This window comes from Nocardia sp. NBC_00565, assembly GCF_036345915.1.
Taxonomy (GTDB): Bacteria; Actinomycetota; Actinomycetes; order Mycobacteriales; family Mycobacteriaceae; genus Nocardia.
The window spans coordinates 4,215,567-4,233,040 of the sequence record NZ_CP107785.1 but is presented as its reverse complement, the minus strand read 5'-3'; the positions used below and the strand labels follow the sequence as shown (position 1 = coordinate 4,233,040).

Below are 17,474 nucleotides of genomic sequence, written 5' to 3'. Positions count from 1 at the left end.
CGTTCCCCATCCGTACCGGTAGGCGACATGGTCGGTTGACCCATTTATGTTTCACTTGGTGGTGTGAGACCGGGGCTAGTTGTGCAGACCGTTGATTGGAGCACTGTCATGGTTCATCGTTCGATGCGTGTTCCGGTGGCACTGGCCGCCGGGCTCACCGTGGCCTTCGCGCCGGTCGCGGGCGTCGCCCTCGCCGACCCGGTGAGCGTCGCCGACACCACCGTCGATCGTTCGCTGAACCTGCAGGGCGTCCAGAACGGTCGGGACGCGGGCGGCTACCGCACCACCGACGGGCGCTGGATCCGCACCGGACTCGTGTATCGCACCGGTCAGCTCAACAACGCGACCCTGGCCGACCTCGCCGAGCTGAGCCGGCGCGACATCCGCTTCGTCGACGACCTGCGCACGGTCTACGAGCGCACGCTCGGCCCGGACCGGATTCCGCCGGGCGCCACTGCGCAGGTGGACGATGTGATCGGCCAGGCGCCGCCACAGACCCTGATCACCACCCTCACCGGCGGCAACGACCTCTATCGTGCGTTCATCACCGCGCCCGGCGCGAACGAGGCATTCACCTCGGTGCTGCGCGACATCATCGACACGAAAGACGGTGCGGTGCTTTATCACTGCACCGCGGGCAAGGACCGCACCGGCTGGACCTCCGCGGTCCTGCTGACCATCCTCGGCGTGGACCGCGACACCGTGACGCAGGACTACCTGCTGTCCAACCAGTACCGCAACGCCAACCCGAACGATCCGCTCAACGGCGTTTCGACGGCGTGGCTGGATGCCGCGTTCGATCAGGCGAACCAGACCTACGGCAGCTTCGACAACTACGTCCGCGACGGTCTGCAGCTATCGGCCGATGATGTTGCCGCGCTGAAGGCGAAGATGCTCGCCTGATTCGGCGTTCACGCAGCGGTGGTGCCCAAACTGGGCCGGTCAGGAACCGTGCTCCGCGTACCACCGATCGATCAAGGCGGGCAGCTCCTTGCCCATCCACACGAAGAAGTCGTGCATATCCCGAACCCGTGCGGCGTCCGGCCCGTTCGGGTCGTCGAACAGTGCGAGTCCGCGCGAGGTCATATTGGTCAGATCGGTGTACATCCCGCTCTGCTGACGGGTCAGCTCCGGCAGGATTCCGGGCCGGATCGAGTAGTAGTCCTTGCGATCGCCCGGCTTGGAGATCTTGTCCACCCACCGCATCGTGACCAACGTCTTCAACGCGGTGGAGATGGACCCCTTCGACGCCTGTAGCGCATCGGCGATCTGACCGAACGTCTGCTCCGGCGGATCGCAGACCAGCAGCCACCCCGCGGCCCGGCCCGTCATCCGGACCAGCCCCATCCGTTCGAGTATGAGCGCGAAATCCTCCACGAATGCCAACTGGTCCGCGTTCGGCGCGGTGTCCTGGCCGTTTTCGGTGGTGCCCATCGGACGAGTATCCCTTCACGGTGCGGATAGCGGTAAACGGGGCGGACCGTGTCGGCCCGCCCCGTGCGGTTGGCTCAGACCGCTAGATCCCTGCGGTCGAAGGCACCCAGCGCCAGTGCCAGGGCAGCGGCGGCCACCGCGGCCAGCACCACCAAATGCATGCCGTTCCAGCCGGTCACGAGCGGTGCGCCGCCGTTGGCCCAATAGAAGGGCGACAGCTTGCGGACCAGATCACCGCCCAGGTTGTTGGCCAGATACCCGGCCACCGCGACCAGCGAGGCCGATCCCAGTGTCAGCGAACGCTTTCCGGTGCCCGCGCCGACCAGCAGCGTGATGGTGCCGACAACCAGCGACAGCAGTCCCAGCCCGGCGCTCGCGGCCAGGATGTTGCCGGTGGGCACGTCCAGCCCACCCTGGTCCGCGCCGATCAGGACACCCGAGGTGAGAACCGCTGTGGCGACAGTGATCTGCACCGTCAGCGCCGCGAACCGCTGCAGTAGCAGGGTGATTCGGTCGACCGGCTGGGCCAGCAACAGATCCAGCGTCCCGTTCTCCTCCTGCGCCACCGACCGGCCGGCGAAGGTGACGGCGAAGATCAGCATCAGCAGCAGGCCCATCAGCGAGTACACCGTGGCGTTCAGATAGCCGCTGGCGCTGGCGAAATTACTGACGCCCATGGCCTCGTACATTGTGTTCTGCTTGATATCGAGCGACCCCTGCTCCTTCAGCGACTGGTAGGACGGCAGGTACATCATCGGGACGACGACGAAGCCGATGGACCAGCTGATCAGGCCGCGCCGCTGTTCCTTCAACGTCTGGGTGAAGACCGAGCGAGTCATGACGAATTCTCCTGTGCAATAAGTGATTCGGGCGTGAGATCAGCGGTCGTAGAGGCTGAAGAAGACCTGCTCGAGGTCGGGTTCGGTGGACAGCACACTCACCAGCGGATACTTGGCGGCCATCTTGAACAGGCCGTCGACCTCGCCCTCGGTGGTGCAGCGCACGGTATTTCGGTCGATGGTCAGATCCCGCACACCGGGCAGTTTCGCGAAGTCGTCGACGAAAACATCCTGGCCGAACACCAATTCGACCGAGCGGGGCGAGCGCCGCCGCAGATCTTCGACGTTCTCGGTGCCGAGTAGTTGACCCGCGCGCATGATGACGGCCCGATCCGCGGTCTGCTGCACCTCGCTGAGGATGTGCGAAGACATGAAGACCGTCTGCCCGTTGTGCTTGGCCTCGGTCACGAGGTCCAGGAAGCGTTGCTGGAGTAGGGGATCCAGCCCGGAGGTCGGCTCGTCGAGGATGAGCAGATCCGGATTGTGCATGAACGCCGCGATGATGCCGACCTTCTGCTTATTGCCCTTGGACATCGCGCCGACCTTCCTGGACAGATCGAGATCCAGCAGCTCGGCGAGCTCGGTGATGCGCTGGGCGGGAACCGTGCCGCGCAGATCGGCCAGGAAGGCGAGCAGCTCGCGGGCGGTATTGCGGCCCTCGATCGCCAGTTCGCCGGGCAGATAGCCGATTCGCTCGCGCAGTCGCGCACCGCCCTTGCGGGGATCCACACCGAGCACCTCTACGTGGCCGCTGGTGGGTCGGATCAGATCCAGCAGGATGCGGATGGTGGTGGACTTGCCCGCACCGTTGGGCCCGAGGAATCCGAACACCTCGCCCTGGCCGACCTCGAGATTCAGCTCGGTGAGTGCGACATGCTTGCCGTAGTGCTTGGTCAGGCCCTCGGTGCGGATCGCGGCGGTGGTCATGATGCTCCTTCGAGAAGGTCCGACATGTTCCGTAAAGACTGATTGGTTCAGTAAAGACTGAACAGATAGAACATGTCAACCTGTGGGGCCGCTACGATCCGGTCATGACGAAGTTCAAGACCTGGGACGGACTGGAGCTCAACTACCGCGTGTGGGAGGGCGAAGGCACCCCGGTCGTGCTGCAGCACGGGGTAGTGGCCGATACGAATGCCAACTGGATGGGTACCGGGGTGGTCGGCGCACTGCAGGCCGCCGGGCGCACCGTCGTCTCGCTGGATGCGCGCGGGCACGGACGCTCCGAGAAACCGCACGACCCGGCCCGGTACACGTGGGCGGGGATGGCGCGCGATATCAGCGCGCTCTACGACGAGCTCGGGTTCGATCGTGTTGTGCAGGTGGGTTATTCGATGGGCGCGATCATCTCGCTGCTGGTGGCGGGCGCGGATGAGCGAATCACGAAGCTGGCCGTCGGCGGCATCGGCTCCGGGGTGCTGGACTGCGGCGGCGTCGATCGCCGCGTCATCGATCCCGAGGACCTGCACAAGGCCATGCGCGGCGACGGTGCCGGTGCGTCGCCGACCGCGATGATGTTCCGCATCCTCGCCGATGCCGTGCGTGCCGATCGCGAGGCCATCGAGGCGGTCGCGACAGGTCTGGACGAGGAACCGATCAAAACCCTCGCCGATGTGCAGATACCCACCCTCGTCCTGGCAGGGGACAACGACCCATTCGCCGCCGAACCCGCCCGCCTCGCCGAAGCCCTCCCCAGCGCCACCCTGACAACCGTCCCAGGCGACCACCTGATGGCCGTCATATCACCCGAGTACCACGCCGCCCTCGTGGCCTTCACCGCATAACCCAGCGCTCATGCAGGATCGCTCGACGTTTGCCTGCACCAGCGCATGGTGATTGCCGGTCCAGTTGTGTTCAGAATGCCAGGCGCATGACGAAGTCGTGGTGTTGTTGGGTGCCTACGGTGAAGGTTTTGGTGCCGACTCGTTCGAATCCGTGTTTGAGGTAGAAACGCTGGGCGCGTTCGTTGTGCTGGTTGACGCCGAGCCATACTCCGGCGAAATCGTCCTCGCGGGCCCGCTCGAGTGAGGCGTTCATCAGTGCCTTCGAGATGCCGGCGCCGTGGTGGCCGGGCAGCACGTACATTTTGCTGATCTCGGCGACCGGCCGCAGGTCGACCGCGTTTGCGACCTCGGGATCGGCGGGATCGCCGTAGTGCAACATCGCGTAGCCGACGATATCGCCGTCCGCGACCGCCTTGAGCACGATCCGGGCGGGGTCGGTCAGGTATTCGCCGAAGCGTTCGCCGGAGAGCACCTCGGTAATGAAGATCTCGATATCGTCGGGGGTGGCGTGCGGCGGACACGCGAGTGGAAACGTCGCGGCCGCAACGTCACTGAGGGCCTCGGCGTCCCATAATCCGGCCCGGTCGACGGTGACTGGGATGTTGCTCATGCCTACGCCTCGTTCCGCTCACTCACGTGTCCAGTACAGCATGACCATCGCTCGACGTGGGTGCCGTGTTCGCTTCGGAACGGGAATGGAATACACGAGCCAGCATGATCACGATCGCCATGAACACTAGCGGGATCACGAAGCCGATCCGATGCCCGAAGCCCGCGGCGACCGCACCGACCAGACCGCCGCCGACCAGCGTGCCCGCATAGTTGAACAGATTGAGCCGGGCGATGAGCGCGTCGAGTTCACGGCCGCTGGCCAGCTGACCAGCCTCGCTGAAGCACAGCGGCGCGACCACGCCGGTCCCGAAACCGGCGACGAGGAAGCCGATGATCACCGGCACCACTCCCGGCGAGACCACGGCGATGGCCAGGCCGATGACGCCGATCGCACCCGCGATCCGCACCACCTGCCGTGGCCCGAACCGTCGCACCCACATATCGCCGGTGAACCGAGCGATCAGCGATGCCCCCTGGTAGACGGCCAGTGCCAGGGCCGCGGTGGACGAACTGGCCAGCAGATCCTCTTTGAGATAGATGGCCGACCAATTGCTGACCGCGAGGTCGATCGCGAACACCAGCGACGCCGCGATACCGAACGCCAGATACAAACGCAGCGCGACCCCGCCCGATGCTTCGGATTCGTCGTGCGCTTGCGCCGGGCGCGCCTCCGCCTCCCGCGGGCCGAGTAGGCGCGGGCCGAACACGAGCCCGACCACCAGCACCACGCCCGCCGCCGCCAACAGCGACTCTCGCAGCGTGATGTCCAGTGCCTCGCACGCGGCGACGAACAGCGCGCCGACGATCGAGCCGCCGCTCCACGCGGCATAGAACGACGACAGGATGACCGTGCCGTATCCGTGCTGGATGAACACCGCCTGCATATTGGTGCTGGCGTCGACCATGCCGACCGCGATCCCGTACAGCCCGAGCGTGGCCAGCAGCACCGGCATATTCGGGGCCATGGCGGCCGCACAGCCGGTAATCGTGATCGCCAACAGGCCGATGCGCACCGTGGCCCGGCTGGACCAGCGCGTCGCCAACTGTTCTGCCACCACACTGCCGACGCCTGCCAGGATCGACACCAGCACCACCGACCCGGCGATCAACCCGTCGGACAGTTCGAACCGATCCTTCTGCTGGGGCAGTTCGGTGAGTACGACGGCGAAGAAAAAGCCCTGCAGCCCGAACGCGAACGAATTCGCGATCCGGGCACCGCGCAGGGCCGGAGAAATCGGTCCCATCTGCGGAGACTATCGGCCGGGCGACCCTCGTGCCGAGCGAAACGGGCGTGGTCCTCCGATCGTCGGACGCGGGGTGCGCGACAGACCGACTGCGGTCATCCTTTGGTCGGATTCGGCCGCTGCCGACGGCGCGCGAGTGGTCGAGATCGGTGCCGCGTGCCACTATCGAAGGGGCGCAAGACAACTCGCCAACGGGGAAGGGCCGATCGTATGAGACAGCTGCCGCAGGATTTCTTTCGTAGCCCGTATGCCTTCTATGAAGAGCTGCGCGCCGAAGGCCCCGTACACGCCATCCAGCTGAATACCGGTGTCCGCGCCTGGCTGGTGGTCGACCTGGACGCCGCCCGCGAGGTGCTGCGCCATCCGGCCATCCGCAAGGACCCGCACACCGACGCGAGCCGCGAGGCGCGTGGTCTGCCCGCCGACGATACCGGCGTCGGCGCGGTGAATACGCGGATCAGCTATCACCTGTTGAACACCGATCCGCCGGAGCACGCCCGACTGCGCCGACTGGTCACGCCCGCGTTCGCGCCGGTCCGGATCGACGCGCTCGCGCCGCGGGTGCTCGCGATCGCCGACGAGCTCCTGGATCGGATCGCCGCGGACGATGCGGGGCGGGTGGATCTGTTGTCGGAGTACGCGTTTCCACTGCCCATCACGGTCATCTGTGAGCTGCTCGGCATGCCGGTGGCCGATCGCGAGGACTTCCGCGAGTGGTCGCGCGTCGTCGTCGAGGTGTCGACCGCGACGCCCACGGAGATCCGGCACGCGACCGACGCCATCACCGACTACTTCGAGCGGCTGATCGCGCGGCGGCGCGCCGAGGGGCTCGGCGACGACCTCGTCTCGGACCTGATCGCCGCCAACTCCGACGGTGAGCGCCTCACCGACGACGAGCTGATCTCGATGGTGTTCCTCATCATGGTCGCGGGTCACGAGACCACGGTGAATCTGATCGGCAATACCGTGCTCACCCTGCTGTTGGATCCGGCGCGCTATCGTGCGCTGCACGGAAATCCGGCGGCTGTGCCCGCGCTGATCGAGGAGATGCTGCGCTACAACGGCCCGGTGAACGTCGCGACCCTGCGCTACTCGACGGCCCCGATCACCTTGGGTGACACCGAGATTCCCGCGAATGAAGTGGTGCTGGTCGCCCTCGGTTCGGCCAACCATGACGAACGGCATTTCATCGACGCCGCTCGTTTCGATCCCGAGCGGTCCACCTCCGGTCATTTGGCCTTCGGCCACGGCGTCCACTACTGCCTCGGCGCGGGGCTCGCCCGACTCGAGGCGCGCATCGCCCTCACGCGGCTCGTCGAACGCTTCCCGGACCTGACGCTGGCCGTCGACGATGCGGAAATGCGCTGGCGGGAGAGCATTCTCATCCGCGGGCTGCAGGATCTGCCGGTCGACTTGGCGGGTGCGCCCGCCCTGCGCTGATCCGGCCCCGCCGAGCAGGCATTGCGGCCCAGGGGCTTCCGCACCGACCGGAAACTATGGAACATTGCATAGAATCGGGTGTAACGGTGCGCCCGGCGCCGGACGCGGAGGAAACGATGGCAGTGACGTATCCACCCGGCCCACCGGTGCCGGCGTTTCTGCAGGGCTTCCTGTATATGCGCCACCGGGCGCAGATTCTGCCGCCGCTGCGTCGCCGCTACGGGGACGTCTTCTCGGTACACGTGCCGCCGTTCGCGCAGAACCTGGTGGTCTTTACTCGCCCCGAACACATCAAGGAGATCTTCGCGGGCGACCCGCGCGACCTGCACGCCGGTGAGGGCAACCAGATCCTCGGCCCGATCATGGGCGAGCATTCGGTGCTGATGACCGACGAGGCCGAACACGCCAGGGCCCGCCGGTTGCTCATGCCCGCCTTCAACGGTGCCGCCCTGCGCGGCTACCGCGACCTGGTCTCGCAGATCGCGGTCGCCGAAGTCGAACGCTGGCGACCCGGCTCGACCGTGATAACCCTCGACCGGATGAACGCGCTCACGCTCGAGGTGATCATGCGGGTGGTCTTCGGCGTCACCGACGAACGCACCAGGGCCGCGCTCGCCCCGCGCCTCGGCCGCATCGTCACCATCGGCCCGCTGCAGTACCTCGGCCTCATGAAGCCCGTGCTGCAGAAGTACCCACCGTGGAAATCCTTCCACGACAATATGGCCGCCATCGATAGCGTGCTGTACAGCGAGATCGCGGCCCGGCGCGCCGCGTCCGACCTCGCCGAACGTACCGACGTCCTGTCGCGGCTGCTCCAGGCGGGTGGCGACATCGACTCCGAACCACCGCTCACCGACGCCGAACTGCGCGACCAGCTCATCACGCTGCTGCTGGCCGGTCACGAGACCACCGCCGCCGCGCTGTCCTGGGCACTGCACGAACTGTCCGTCAACCCCGGCGTACAGCGCGACGCCCACGAGGCGGTCCGCATCGATGACGACAAGGCACTCGAGGCCGTCATGAAGGAGGCCATGCGGATGCGCACGGTGATTCCGGGCGCGGTCCGCAAACTCACCAGGGATATGACCATCGGCGGCTGGGACCTGCCCGCGGGCACCGTGGTCAGCTGCTCGATCCTGCTCGCGCACCGCAGCCCGCGCAACTATCCCGACACCTGGACCTTCCGCCCGTCGCGCTTCCTCGACGGCGAGGTCGAACCGAACACCTGGCTGCCGTTCGGGGGCGGGGCGCGCCGCTGCATCGGCGCCGGATTTTCGCTGATGGAGGGGACCACGGTGCTGCGCGAGATCCTGTCCCGATACACCCTGGCCCCGCCCGCGGGTGCGAAACCCGAACGCGCGGCGGTGCGCAACATCACTACCGTCCCGCGCGGCAAGGCGAGGATTGTAGTCACCCCCCGTTCAGCTTCGTGAAATCGCACCGAGGCTTTGCCGCATTCGCGTAAGCGACGTAATCTCCGTCCCATGACGAGCGGGAACCGCATCGCGATCGTAGGTGCGGGCATCGCAGGCCTCGCCTGCGCGAAGGTATTGCGACAGGAGGGGTTTCCGGTCGAGGTATTCGATCGGACGCCGGACCTCGGCGGAGTGTGGAGCGCGACGCGCCGGTATCCCGGGCTGCGCGCACAGAACAGCAAACACACCTATCACTTCTCCGACTTCCCGATGCCCGCGGACTATCCGCGCGTGCCCGACGGGCAGCAGATGCAGGAGTACCTCGACGGGTATGTGCGCCACCACGGCTTCGGCGGGACACTGCGCCTCGGCACCGAAGTGGTCGCGGCCGATCCGGTGGATAGCGGCTGGCTGCTCGAGATCCGCGATCAGGTCGGCATTCACCGGACCTCCTGCGATCACCTGATCATCGCCAACGGCGTGTTCAGCGATCCCGCGGTGCCCGACTTCCGCGGCGTCGAGCTGTTCCGTCAGGCTGGCGGGCAGATCGGCCATGCCTCGGAGTTCCTCGATGTCGAATGGGCACGCGGCAAGTCGGTCGTGGTCGTCGGCTATGGCAAATCGGCGTGCGATATCGCCGAGGCGATCAGCCATGTGGCGGCCTCGACGAATGTGGTCGCGCGCCGGCTGTTGTGGAAGATGCCGCGCAAGCTGGCGCGGGGGCTGATCGACTACGAGCGGCTGATGCTGACCCGGATGGGGGAGGCGCACTTCCGCTATCAGGAGCTCAATCGGGTCGAGCGGTTCCTGCACGGGTCCGCGCATACGGTCCGCGAGAGCAACCTCGACGTCATCCAAGAACTGGCGATCAAGAGGTCGCATCTGCGTGAGCTCGGTCTGGTGCCCGAGGGGCGGTTCGAGGAGATCGCCGAGAGCACCGTCGGCACCGTCACCGAAGACTTCTTCGAGCGGGTGGGAATGGGGCTGATCACGGTGCACCGTGACAACACCATCGCCGAGTTGTTCGCCGGTCAGCACGGCCCGGGCGCGCGGCTCGCCGACGGCACGCTGCTGCAGGCCGATATCGTGGTGTGCGCCACCGGATTTCAGCAGCGGGTGCCCTTCCTCACCCCGTATGTGCAGCGTCAGCTCACTGACGAGAACGGCAATTTCCGGCTGCACCGCCAGATCCTGCCCATCGGCGTGCCGAATCTGAGTTTCGTCGGCTACAACTCCTCGGTCATCAGCGCGTTGAACGCCGAGGTCGCCGCGCATTGGACCGCCGCACTGCTGCAGGGTCGCCTCGCGCTGCCGACGCAGGAGGAGATGGCTGCCCAAGTCGACGAGCGGCTGCGCTGGATGGATGAGCGCACCCATGGCCACCACGCGCACGGCACCGCCATCACGCCCTTCTCCATCCACAATATCGACGAGATGCTCGCCGATATGAAGTTCCGGCTGCCGCGCAGAACCCGTGCGGCGCAATGGTTCCGGACGATTCGGCCGTCGTCGTATCGCGGGCTTACGGAGCGGTCGAAGGGGGCGACGGTGGCACCTGCGCGGGATCATGCTCCGGCCCCTGAGGAGCAGCGGACACCCTGAGTTCAGGGGTCTGGTCGACCATGTGCGCCTTGGTTGGGGATCGACCGATCGCATTCGCCGCTCGTCGTCCAGAGTGACCGCGTCGGTGCCGATAGCAACGACGGACACCGCGTTCTGTGCGCCGGGATCCGGTGGGACGGCGATGGGTTGTGTCGCCACGGACAGCATGGTGCTGTGTCGTGATATGTCCCAGCCTTCGCTGCCCTGGACTGGGACACTCGTTGTGCCGGCCGCGAGGTTGAGCGATGACACGAACACCGGCCGCTTGTTCGTGGTGTAGGCATTCTTTTCGTCGGGAGTGATTGCGGCCCAATGGGGGACCGCGGCGTCGGTCGAGATCCGGCGGGACCGGTCGCCGTGGCTGCGGGGCGATCGCCTGGTGATGCGCCGGGACCGATCACCGGGGCCCGTGCCGATTGCCAGCAATGCGCCAGGATCGGTCGGAGCTTCCTCGACGCTGACATACCGTAGTTCGGCCGTGGCGTCGAGCCGTAGTGCGTATGACGCGTATTCAGGTGTGAAATCGATGACGTCGACGATGGTGTGGACGTCGATGGTGATCTCGGCTCTCGGTCTCGTGGGCTGGCCACTGGCACGAGTAATAGGTGCGGCTGGCACGCAGCGGCCGGGACGCGGGACAGCTTGTGCAGTGCGCTGATTTGCAAAGTGCGAGTGTAAGTTTCGAGGTCGCAGAAGCTCAGGGGGTAACCGGTCCGGCTCAGTACCGGCGAGTTCGGCATGGCTGTGTCGTCCGTACCGATGTGGAGCCGAGGATCGGGCGGGACGGCGCCGTCCATACCAGCGGCAGGAGCCGCGCCGGATTATCACCAGCACAATGTTGGTTACTTGGCTTTCCATTCTAGATAATCCAGGAGTGGACGCCCTCGATATGAATCTATTGGTTGCTCTGGATGCGCTGCTGGAGACCAACAGCGTCACTCAGGCTGCCGAGCGGCTGCACACTTCGGCACCCGCGATGAGCCGGACCTTGGCGCGGCTGCGTCGGGTACTCGGCGATCCACTGCTGGTACGCGCGGGCCGCAACCTGGTGCCGACGCCGCGCGCCCTCGAATTGCGTTACGAGGTCAGCGTTTTGGTTGCACAGGGCCGAACACTGCTCACCCCGCGCGGAGGGCTCGACCCGACCACGCTGAAGCGTAGCTTCGCGGTGCAGGCGGGCGATATCGTGCTCGGCGAGTTGGCCACACCACTGTTGGCCGCCGTCCGCGCGCAGGCCCCCGGCGTGACGCTGCACTTTCTCCCGGACAGCCGCGAGGGCACCGCCGCGCTCCGCGACGGCCGAGTCGATATCGAGGTCGGCGTCATCGACCACACCGATCCGGAGACCACCGTGCAGCGCGTGCTGCGCGACCGCATGATCGGCGTTGCCGCACCGGAACATCCACTGATCACCGACCGCGTCACAGTGGCGCGGTTCGCCGCGGCCGCCCACCTCAGCATCTCCCGCCGCGGCCGCGGCCCCATCGATGATCGCCTGGCCCTGCACGGCCGCACCCGCCGCGTCGTCGCCACCGTCCCCAACCTCACCACCGCACTCCTAGCGGTCCGCTCCGGCACCCTGATCTGCCCCGCCCCCGCCGCCCTCACCGCGACCACACGCACCGCCCTCGGCCTGCGCGCCTTCGAAATCCCCGTCCCACTACCGGAAATCACCATCGCCATGGCCTGGCACCCACGCAACACCGCCGACACCGGACACCGCTGGTTGCGCGAACTGATCCGCACCACACTCACCGACCTGCCGCTGTCCGACTAGTCCACGCCATCGGCCTCCCCGCCCACACCCGCGCCGATCCGGGGGGGACTGTGGATTTAAGGGTGTTTCCGGCCTGATTCGCTGAGCGATGCTCAGCGGGAAGGTGCCGTGATGACGACACTTGATGCCGTGACGAGGAAGAAGAAGCCGGTGGAGGCTTCGGCGGAGGAGTTGGCGGCCCAGGACCTGGTCCGGATGGCCAAGGAGCGGATCTGAAACTGTTTCAGAATGCGCCAAAAGGGCGATGGTGACATCACATGCGGTGGCCAAATAGCCCACTCGGCGAGTGGCGAGTGCGCGGCAGCGGGTGTGCACATCCCCGCTCGCGGTGTGCGTGGTTACTCGTGCGCCGATGGGTGGGGTGGTCAGCCTTCGGTGCGGATGGCGAATGTCGGGTCTACGCCGGGTAGTTCGTTGGCTGATGTGGTGGGTTCGGGGCGGCCGAAGGGGCCGTTGGGGTTGCGCTTGAGTTCATCGAGCATGGCTTGGAGCTTGTCGACGTGGGAGGTGTCCTCGCCGGTGGTGGCGCGGTGCGCGCCCGGCGGGAGTGCGCCGTTGTCGTCGGTGCGAGGGGAGGTCATGCCGGAATCGGGGCGGGGCGCGGGGGATTCGTAGCCGTTGCGTGGTGGGGAGGTGAGTGGTTCGAGGCGGCCGTTGCTCGATCCGGGGGTGCCGTAGTCGAGCCGGTCGCCGGTTGTCGCGGGCTGGGGCTCGAGGCGGTTGGTGTAGGTAGGCGTGGCAGGGGTGGCCGAGTCGAGCCATTCGCTGCGGGGGCTCGAGGCGGCGAGGGGGTCGCCGTGATAGGTCGCGGGAACGGCCGGTGGCACCGGCTGCGGGGTGCGAGAGGGGAGGGAGACGGGCTCGTTCGGGGTTGCGGGGCCGAAGGGTTCGAGATGTTCGGTGCGGGCGATCGGCGCGGTGAACTCGGTCCGTGCCGGGCGGGGCGGGGTGCTGTCGGTGTCGACGGGGGTTTCGAGGCGCCCGTTGTGTCCGGTCACGGGTTTCAAGCGGTCGTTGCGGTGCGCGGGGTCCAGGCGCTCGTTGTGTCCGGTGGTGGTTTCGCTGCGCCCAGTCGCGGTTTCATTGCGCGTGGTCGCGGGACTGAGGCGGTCGTTGCGTCCGGTCGCGTGTGCTGTCGAGGCCTCGTCATTGCGTCCAGTGGTGGCATTGCGCCCGGTGGTATCGACGTGCGCTCCGCGCCCATTGACGTTCTCGAGGCGGTCTCGACGCGACGGAATCGGTTCGCGCCGTTCCCGGGTCGCGGGTACAACCGGGCTCTCCGATGCGATCTCCGCCTGCTCGTCGCCCGGTGCCCCGGTCTCGACCTGCTCCAAACGCGTCCCGATCTTGGAAACGTCCTCCCCGGTACGGAATGCCCACGCCTCCAACTTGGCCAAGCGACCGGCCAGGTTACGGTCGTCGTCCACGTGGGCGGCGACCGCGTCGAGCTTGTCGCTCACCTCGCGCAGGGTCGTCGCGAGACTCGACAAGATTGCGCCGATCGAATCGCCGCCCTGCTCGTCGTGGTCCATCCCATACCTTCTTCCCCGTATTGCCCGAACTCCGTCCGTGGCCGCCAAATTCTATCCGTCGATCGGTAGACGCGACGGTTCGAGTACCGCCTGCACCCCGTTCGGTGCGGCTTTGGTCCGATTGCACCGGGCCTTTCGTCCGGTTGGATGTGCGGCATAAGTCCGCTTCCGCGGGGGTGTCCGACCGTGTCCTAAGGAATGGCCGCAACTATCAATCGACCGGAATAACTGTGGCAATGCTCTCGCGTGTCGCAACGAAATCGCTTGTGAGGCAGCGCACATCGGCTGGTCGAGGGTGGTTCCGGGGTTGTGGCGCACCCGAGCGCGGGGTATAGGGGGCTAGCGGGCGCGCGAAAGCTAGCGCACTCTTGATCTATGGCGTAGGTCGCCTGATCTGCGGTGGTTGTGGGCAGGGGTGTGGTCGCGTGAGAACGAAGCAGCGCGTCGAGCGGACGTGTGGGCGTCGGGCGATGCTCGCCGAGTTGGGATTGGCGGATAGTCGCGTCACCGACACCCGAGTGCCGGATACTGGAGAAGCGCCGGTCCGTCCATCGGCGGCGAACGTGGGATACGGCTGCACATGTCCGGAATGTGCTGCCGCGCAATGGGATAGCCAGCGGCTGAAGTATTGGCTCTGCGGCCGACTCGCCGCGTACGGCGCGGACTCCGCCGAGGTGGACCGTCGAGTAGGCGATATCCCGGTCGATGTGCTCTGGCGCAGCGGCGAGCAGCAGTACGCCATCGAGGTGCGTACCGGACCGCTGGATCGCGAGTCGGCGCAGTACCATACCGCCCGGTTGCGCTCGACCGGCTGCGACGGCGTGCTGTGGCTGTGCTCCTCGGGCTACTGGGTGCAGCACCTGCCCGCCCTCGGGATCGCGGACTTCGCGCCGCCCGCCTGCGACTACCGGAGCGATTTGGGCATGTTGGACGCCACGAGCAGCGCGGTCGCGGTGCCGCGCCGCGAACCCTACGAACTGCGCGAGTTCCTGCGCGGCTGGGTACAAGGCGAGATCGCGTGGGGCTACCGCGATGTGATGACAGGAGGATGGGCCACCGTGACCGACTGGGAACACCACACGAAGACGCAAGCCAGCGTCATCGCCCGTCAGCGCCAGGAGTTGGTCAATCAGCGCACCACCCTGGCCATGTCCCGGAAAACCGTGCGGGACAAGCAGAAGCAGATCATGAAGCTCACCGCCCGCCTGGAACGCACCGAGGAATCCGCACAGGAACGTGCCGACTCCTTGGCTGAGGTCAAACGCAAGCTCGACGACCACCACCGCATCGACACCAGCCTGCGCGCCAATATCGTCAGCCTGCAGCAGGCGATCGGCCACTGGCAGCTGATCACCTGCTGCGCGATGATGCTGATCGTCACATTCGTGGCGGCGGCGATATTCGTCCGCTAGACCTCGGTGCAGCGAACAAACCACGGTGGGCCGAGCACACGAATCCACTGCGGTGCGCGCGACCCGTGGGCAGGGCCGGATTCGTCACGCGCATGGCGCGACGTTGGGGTGCGTGTGCGACGGCGGGCCGCTTGTAGGACCGCCGTCGTCTGCCGCGGGCAGTTGGGTGTCAGGATGCCCAGGGGCCGATGCCGCCGACCTTGTCGATGCGGATGCGGGTGAGGAGTCCGGGCGGTGCGTTGTCCGGCGGGAACTTCACGCCCGGGCCGACCATGGTCTTGGCGAGTTCGGTGAGGAGTTCGGGCGCGCCGCCCTCGACGATGCGGGCGGTCCCGGTCACCGCTAGGTACGGTCGCATCACCTCGCCGCGTTCGGGGGACAGGATCGTCACCGAGACGCGCGGATCACGGCGGACGTTGCGGACCTTCTTGTATTCGGCGAGGTGCGCGGTGACGAGTTCGTCGCCGTCCGGCGTGGACTGCAGCGCCACCCAGACCACGGAAACCTGCGGGCTGCCGTCGGGGTTGACCGTAACAAGCGTGGCATCGGCGCCGGAGCCGATGAGTGCGCGAGCGTCGTCGTCGAGTTTCATGTGTTGTTGCAACCCCTGATCGAGGCTTTCATTCCCGATGACCGTCGCTGATCGCGCTCACCGCAGGTACGGCTTCCAGCGAGCCGCAATTCGGCCGCGCCGCCTGCAGCGATGTCGAACAGGCGATCGCGCTGTACGCGGCGCTGACCTCACTCGGCGCGTGGTGTGTCGATCGTGCGACAAGCGGCGTGCGGCGTACCGATCACGCGACAAACGCGAATGGCGGTCAAATGCATGACCTGGCCGAGGCGCAGGGCCGATATGCCGCCGAGCGTGCCGAAGTGGGCTATCCGCGACAACCCGCTCCGCGCAAACTCACCGACCCTCGATCAATCGGAACGGCGCACGGTCCCAACGCCATTCGTTGCGCAGGACCACCGCGACGAAGTCGAGCAGGTCCATCTCGACCTCCGCGCGCAGCTGCTGCACGGCGGGCCAATACACCGGCCCCCGCTCGACCAGCTCCCGCAGTCGGTTCTCGACTTGCCCATTCACCTTGCACCGCAACAGGTCCGGAATCCCGATCCGACTGCCGGTCCACACGAGCCAGCCCCACCCGTTGGCATGCGCCTGTGCGCGGCCGGCCGCGGACTTGACCCGATTGATATGGAAGCCGACATGTCCCAGCGGCTGGACATCGATCAGCACCACCCGGCGATCCGTCAGCCGCGCGACGATGCTCGGGTAGAAGATCCGTTCCGAGTCATCCATCTCGTAGGCAACGGCATTCGGTTGCTCCTGGAACGTCTCGACCAGACCACTCGCATTCAACGTCCGCAGCAGCCGAGCCTCCAGTCCGGAGTCGAACCCGACATCACGCCCGACCTTGTCCAGATAGAACCGCCCGCGCCCTTCGTCATCACCGTCCAGCGTGCGCGCCGATTCGATCGGCAGGGGAGCGGGCGCTTTTCCATCGTTCGGCCAATCAACCTGTCCCAACCACGAATTCACCTCGCCGGTCGCCAACGGCTCCGCATTGTGCAGCTTCGCCAACCGCCGATTCGTCTTCTTCTGCCACGCCATGATCCGTTGCATGACGAAGCCCGCGACCCGCTTCGCATCCGCACCCGCGTGCCCCGCCAACCGCAGCTTCACATACGACAACTCATTGGCCGCCAGATCGGTATCCGTCGCATACGTCTCGACCAGCAACGCCCGCACCAACTGTTGATCGCGCGCCCCCACCGGATACCGCGCCGCGAATACCCCCGCCGCCCGATGTCCACTCAACTGTGCTTCCCGCAGAATCTGCGCCACCGCCCGGGTGTGCAACTGCCGAACTCGATCCCGCGACACGTCGTATCGCGCCCCAATTCGCGCCAATGTCTCCGGCGCCTCCCCGCTCACCCCCAGCCGAAACCCCACGATCTCGGCATCCCGCCGCTTCCGATCCCCCCGCATCTCGATCAATTCCCCCAACAACTCATTGATCTCCTCGATCCCGAACGACACATCCCCCTCGATGTCATCGAGTAGCTCGGGATCCACCTCGGGCCGCTCTTCGCCGCTGGCCGCACTGGTTGTCACACTGCACCCCTGACCCCGACTCGGCTCCACAACCCTGTGCGCCAAAGCCTAACCCCGCCCACCGACACCAACCCCGAATCACGCCCGCCCACCAGGTTTCCGGGCGGGCGCGTCCACCACCTACCGGGCGGTGCAGGAACCACGACGGCTCGGCGCCGCCGCATTCGTAGTCGTTCCACCCCTCGTTGACCAAGTTTCGAGTGCTCCGAACGGCACGAACCCGATGCTGCCGATCAGACATCTCACGGAGCCTTCACGAAGATC

At 66.5% G+C, this 17,474-nt stretch carries 15 protein-coding genes; 7 read left to right on the top strand and 8 right to left on the bottom strand.

Annotated elements, in window-relative coordinates:
• Window positions 1-108 precede the first annotated feature (108 nt).
• Window positions 109-903: a tyrosine-protein phosphatase gene (locus OG874_RS20275; protein ID WP_330256688.1), complete on the top strand. Its 795-nt coding sequence runs from the start codon at window positions 109-111 to the stop codon at window positions 901-903.
• A gap of 39 nt (window positions 904-942) precedes the next feature.
• On the opposite strand, the gene OG874_RS20270 is transcribed toward OG874_RS20275, so the two are convergent.
• From OG874_RS20270 to OG874_RS20260, 3 genes are all read right to left on the bottom strand, one after another.
• The gene (locus tag OG874_RS20270) at window positions 943-1,434 is read right to left on the bottom strand and encodes a GbsR/MarR family transcriptional regulator (RefSeq protein WP_330256687.1); all 492 of its coding nucleotides are present in this window, start codon (window positions 1,432-1,434) and stop codon (window positions 943-945) included.
• Window positions 1,435-1,508: 74 nt separating this feature from the next.
• Entirely contained in the window at window positions 1,509-2,273 is a 765-nt protein-coding gene (locus OG874_RS20265; RefSeq protein WP_330256686.1) for an ABC transporter permease subunit, read from the bottom strand.
• 39 nt (window positions 2,274-2,312) lie between these two features.
• A complete protein-coding gene (locus tag OG874_RS20260) occupies window positions 2,313-3,200 on the bottom strand; it encodes an ABC transporter ATP-binding protein (RefSeq protein ID WP_330256685.1) in 888 nt (295 codons plus the stop codon).
• Window positions 3,201-3,304: 104 nt separating this feature from the next.
• Here OG874_RS20260 and OG874_RS20255 point away from each other — a divergent pair, with 104 nt between their 5' ends.
• On the top strand, window positions 3,305-4,057 hold the full coding sequence (locus OG874_RS20255; RefSeq protein WP_330256684.1) for an alpha/beta fold hydrolase: 753 nt from the start codon (window positions 3,305-3,307) through the stop codon (window positions 4,055-4,057).
• A gap of 70 nt (window positions 4,058-4,127) precedes the next feature.
• Here OG874_RS20255 and OG874_RS20250 read toward each other — a convergent pair whose 3' ends face one another.
• Both OG874_RS20250 and OG874_RS20245 read right to left on the bottom strand, forming a co-directional pair.
• Window positions 4,128-4,667, bottom strand: a complete 540-nt coding sequence (locus OG874_RS20250; RefSeq protein ID WP_442943367.1) for a GNAT family N-acetyltransferase — start codon at window positions 4,665-4,667, stop codon at window positions 4,128-4,130.
• Window positions 4,668-4,689: 22 nt separating this feature from the next.
• Window positions 4,690-5,913, bottom strand: coding sequence for an MFS transporter (locus OG874_RS20245; protein ID WP_330256683.1), 1,224 nt, complete (start codon window positions 5,911-5,913; stop codon window positions 4,690-4,692).
• A gap of 210 nt (window positions 5,914-6,123) precedes the next feature.
• Between OG874_RS20245 and OG874_RS20240 the strand changes: the two genes are divergently transcribed.
• The 4 genes from OG874_RS20240 (at window position 6,124) to OG874_RS20225 (ending at window position 12,147) form a co-directional block, all read left to right on the top strand.
• On the top strand, window positions 6,124-7,353 hold the full coding sequence (locus OG874_RS20240; protein WP_330256682.1) for a cytochrome P450 family protein: 1,230 nt from the start codon (window positions 6,124-6,126) through the stop codon (window positions 7,351-7,353).
• 116 nt (window positions 7,354-7,469) lie between these two features.
• Window positions 7,470-8,786, top strand: a complete 1,317-nt coding sequence (locus OG874_RS20235) for a cytochrome P450 (protein ID WP_330256681.1) — start codon at window positions 7,470-7,472, stop codon at window positions 8,784-8,786.
• 51 nt (window positions 8,787-8,837) lie between these two features.
• Complete coding sequence (locus tag OG874_RS20230; protein WP_330256680.1) at window positions 8,838-10,370, top strand: flavin-containing monooxygenase; 1,533 nt, start codon at window positions 8,838-8,840, stop codon at window positions 10,368-10,370.
• An 889-nt stretch (window positions 10,371-11,259) separates the two neighbouring features.
• On the top strand, window positions 11,260-12,147 hold the full coding sequence (locus OG874_RS20225; protein ID WP_330256679.1) for a LysR family transcriptional regulator: 888 nt from the start codon (window positions 11,260-11,262) through the stop codon (window positions 12,145-12,147).
• 365 nt (window positions 12,148-12,512) lie between these two features.
• Here the strand turns inward: OG874_RS20225 and OG874_RS20220 are convergent, their stop codons facing one another.
• Entirely contained in the window at window positions 12,513-13,679 is a 1,167-nt protein-coding gene (locus OG874_RS20220; RefSeq protein WP_330256678.1) for a hypothetical protein, read from the bottom strand.
• 425 nt (window positions 13,680-14,104) lie between these two features.
• Here OG874_RS20220 and OG874_RS20215 point away from each other — a divergent pair, with 425 nt between their 5' ends.
• Window positions 14,105-15,091 (top strand): hypothetical protein, encoded by a 987-nt coding sequence (locus tag OG874_RS20215; protein ID WP_330256677.1) that lies wholly within the window; start codon window positions 14,105-14,107, stop codon window positions 15,089-15,091.
• A gap of 169 nt (window positions 15,092-15,260) precedes the next feature.
• On the opposite strand, the gene OG874_RS20210 is transcribed toward OG874_RS20215, so the two are convergent.
• Both OG874_RS20210 and OG874_RS20205 read right to left on the bottom strand, forming a co-directional pair.
• On the bottom strand, window positions 15,261-15,683 hold the full coding sequence (locus OG874_RS20210) for a PPOX class F420-dependent oxidoreductase (RefSeq protein WP_330256676.1): 423 nt from the start codon (window positions 15,681-15,683) through the stop codon (window positions 15,261-15,263).
• Window positions 15,684-15,998: 315 nt separating this feature from the next.
• Complete coding sequence (locus tag OG874_RS20205) at window positions 15,999-17,210, bottom strand: sigma factor-like helix-turn-helix DNA-binding protein (protein ID WP_330256675.1); 1,212 nt, start codon at window positions 17,208-17,210, stop codon at window positions 15,999-16,001.
• Between the last annotated feature and the right edge of the window lie 264 nt (window positions 17,211-17,474).

Coding starts and splice junctions, on each gene's coding strand:
- OG874_RS20240 (WP_330256682.1), top strand. CDS start 6,124: ATGAGACAGCTGCCGCAGGATTTCTTTCGTAGCCCGTATGCCTTCTAT.
- OG874_RS20230 (WP_330256680.1), top strand. CDS start 8,838: ATGACGAGCGGGAACCGCATCGCGATCGTAGGTGCGGGCATCGCAGGC.
- OG874_RS20265 (WP_330256686.1), bottom strand. CDS start 2,273: ATGACTCGCTCGGTCTTCACCCAGACGTTGAAGGAACAGCGGCGCGGC.
- OG874_RS20210 (WP_330256676.1), bottom strand. CDS start 15,683: ATGAAACTCGACGACGACGCTCGCGCACTCATCGGCTCCGGCGCCGAT.
- OG874_RS20255 (WP_330256684.1), top strand. CDS start 3,305: ATGACGAAGTTCAAGACCTGGGACGGACTGGAGCTCAACTACCGCGTG.
- OG874_RS20260 (WP_330256685.1), bottom strand. CDS start 3,200: ATGACCACCGCCGCGATCCGCACCGAGGGCCTGACCAAGCACTACGGC.
- OG874_RS20275 (WP_330256688.1), top strand. CDS start 109: ATGGTTCATCGTTCGATGCGTGTTCCGGTGGCACTGGCCGCCGGGCTC.
- OG874_RS20225 (WP_330256679.1), top strand. CDS start 11,260: ATGAATCTATTGGTTGCTCTGGATGCGCTGCTGGAGACCAACAGCGTC.
- OG874_RS20235 (WP_330256681.1), top strand. CDS start 7,470: ATGGCAGTGACGTATCCACCCGGCCCACCGGTGCCGGCGTTTCTGCAG.
- OG874_RS20270 (WP_330256687.1), bottom strand. CDS start 1,434: ATGGGCACCACCGAAAACGGCCAGGACACCGCGCCGAACGCGGACCAG.
- OG874_RS20250 (WP_442943367.1), bottom strand. CDS start 4,667: ATGAGCAACATCCCAGTCACCGTCGACCGGGCCGGATTATGGGACGCC.
- OG874_RS20245 (WP_330256683.1), bottom strand. CDS start 5,913: ATGGGACCGATTTCTCCGGCCCTGCGCGGTGCCCGGATCGCGAATTCG.
- OG874_RS20220 (WP_330256678.1), bottom strand. CDS start 13,679: ATGGACCACGACGAGCAGGGCGGCGATTCGATCGGCGCAATCTTGTCG.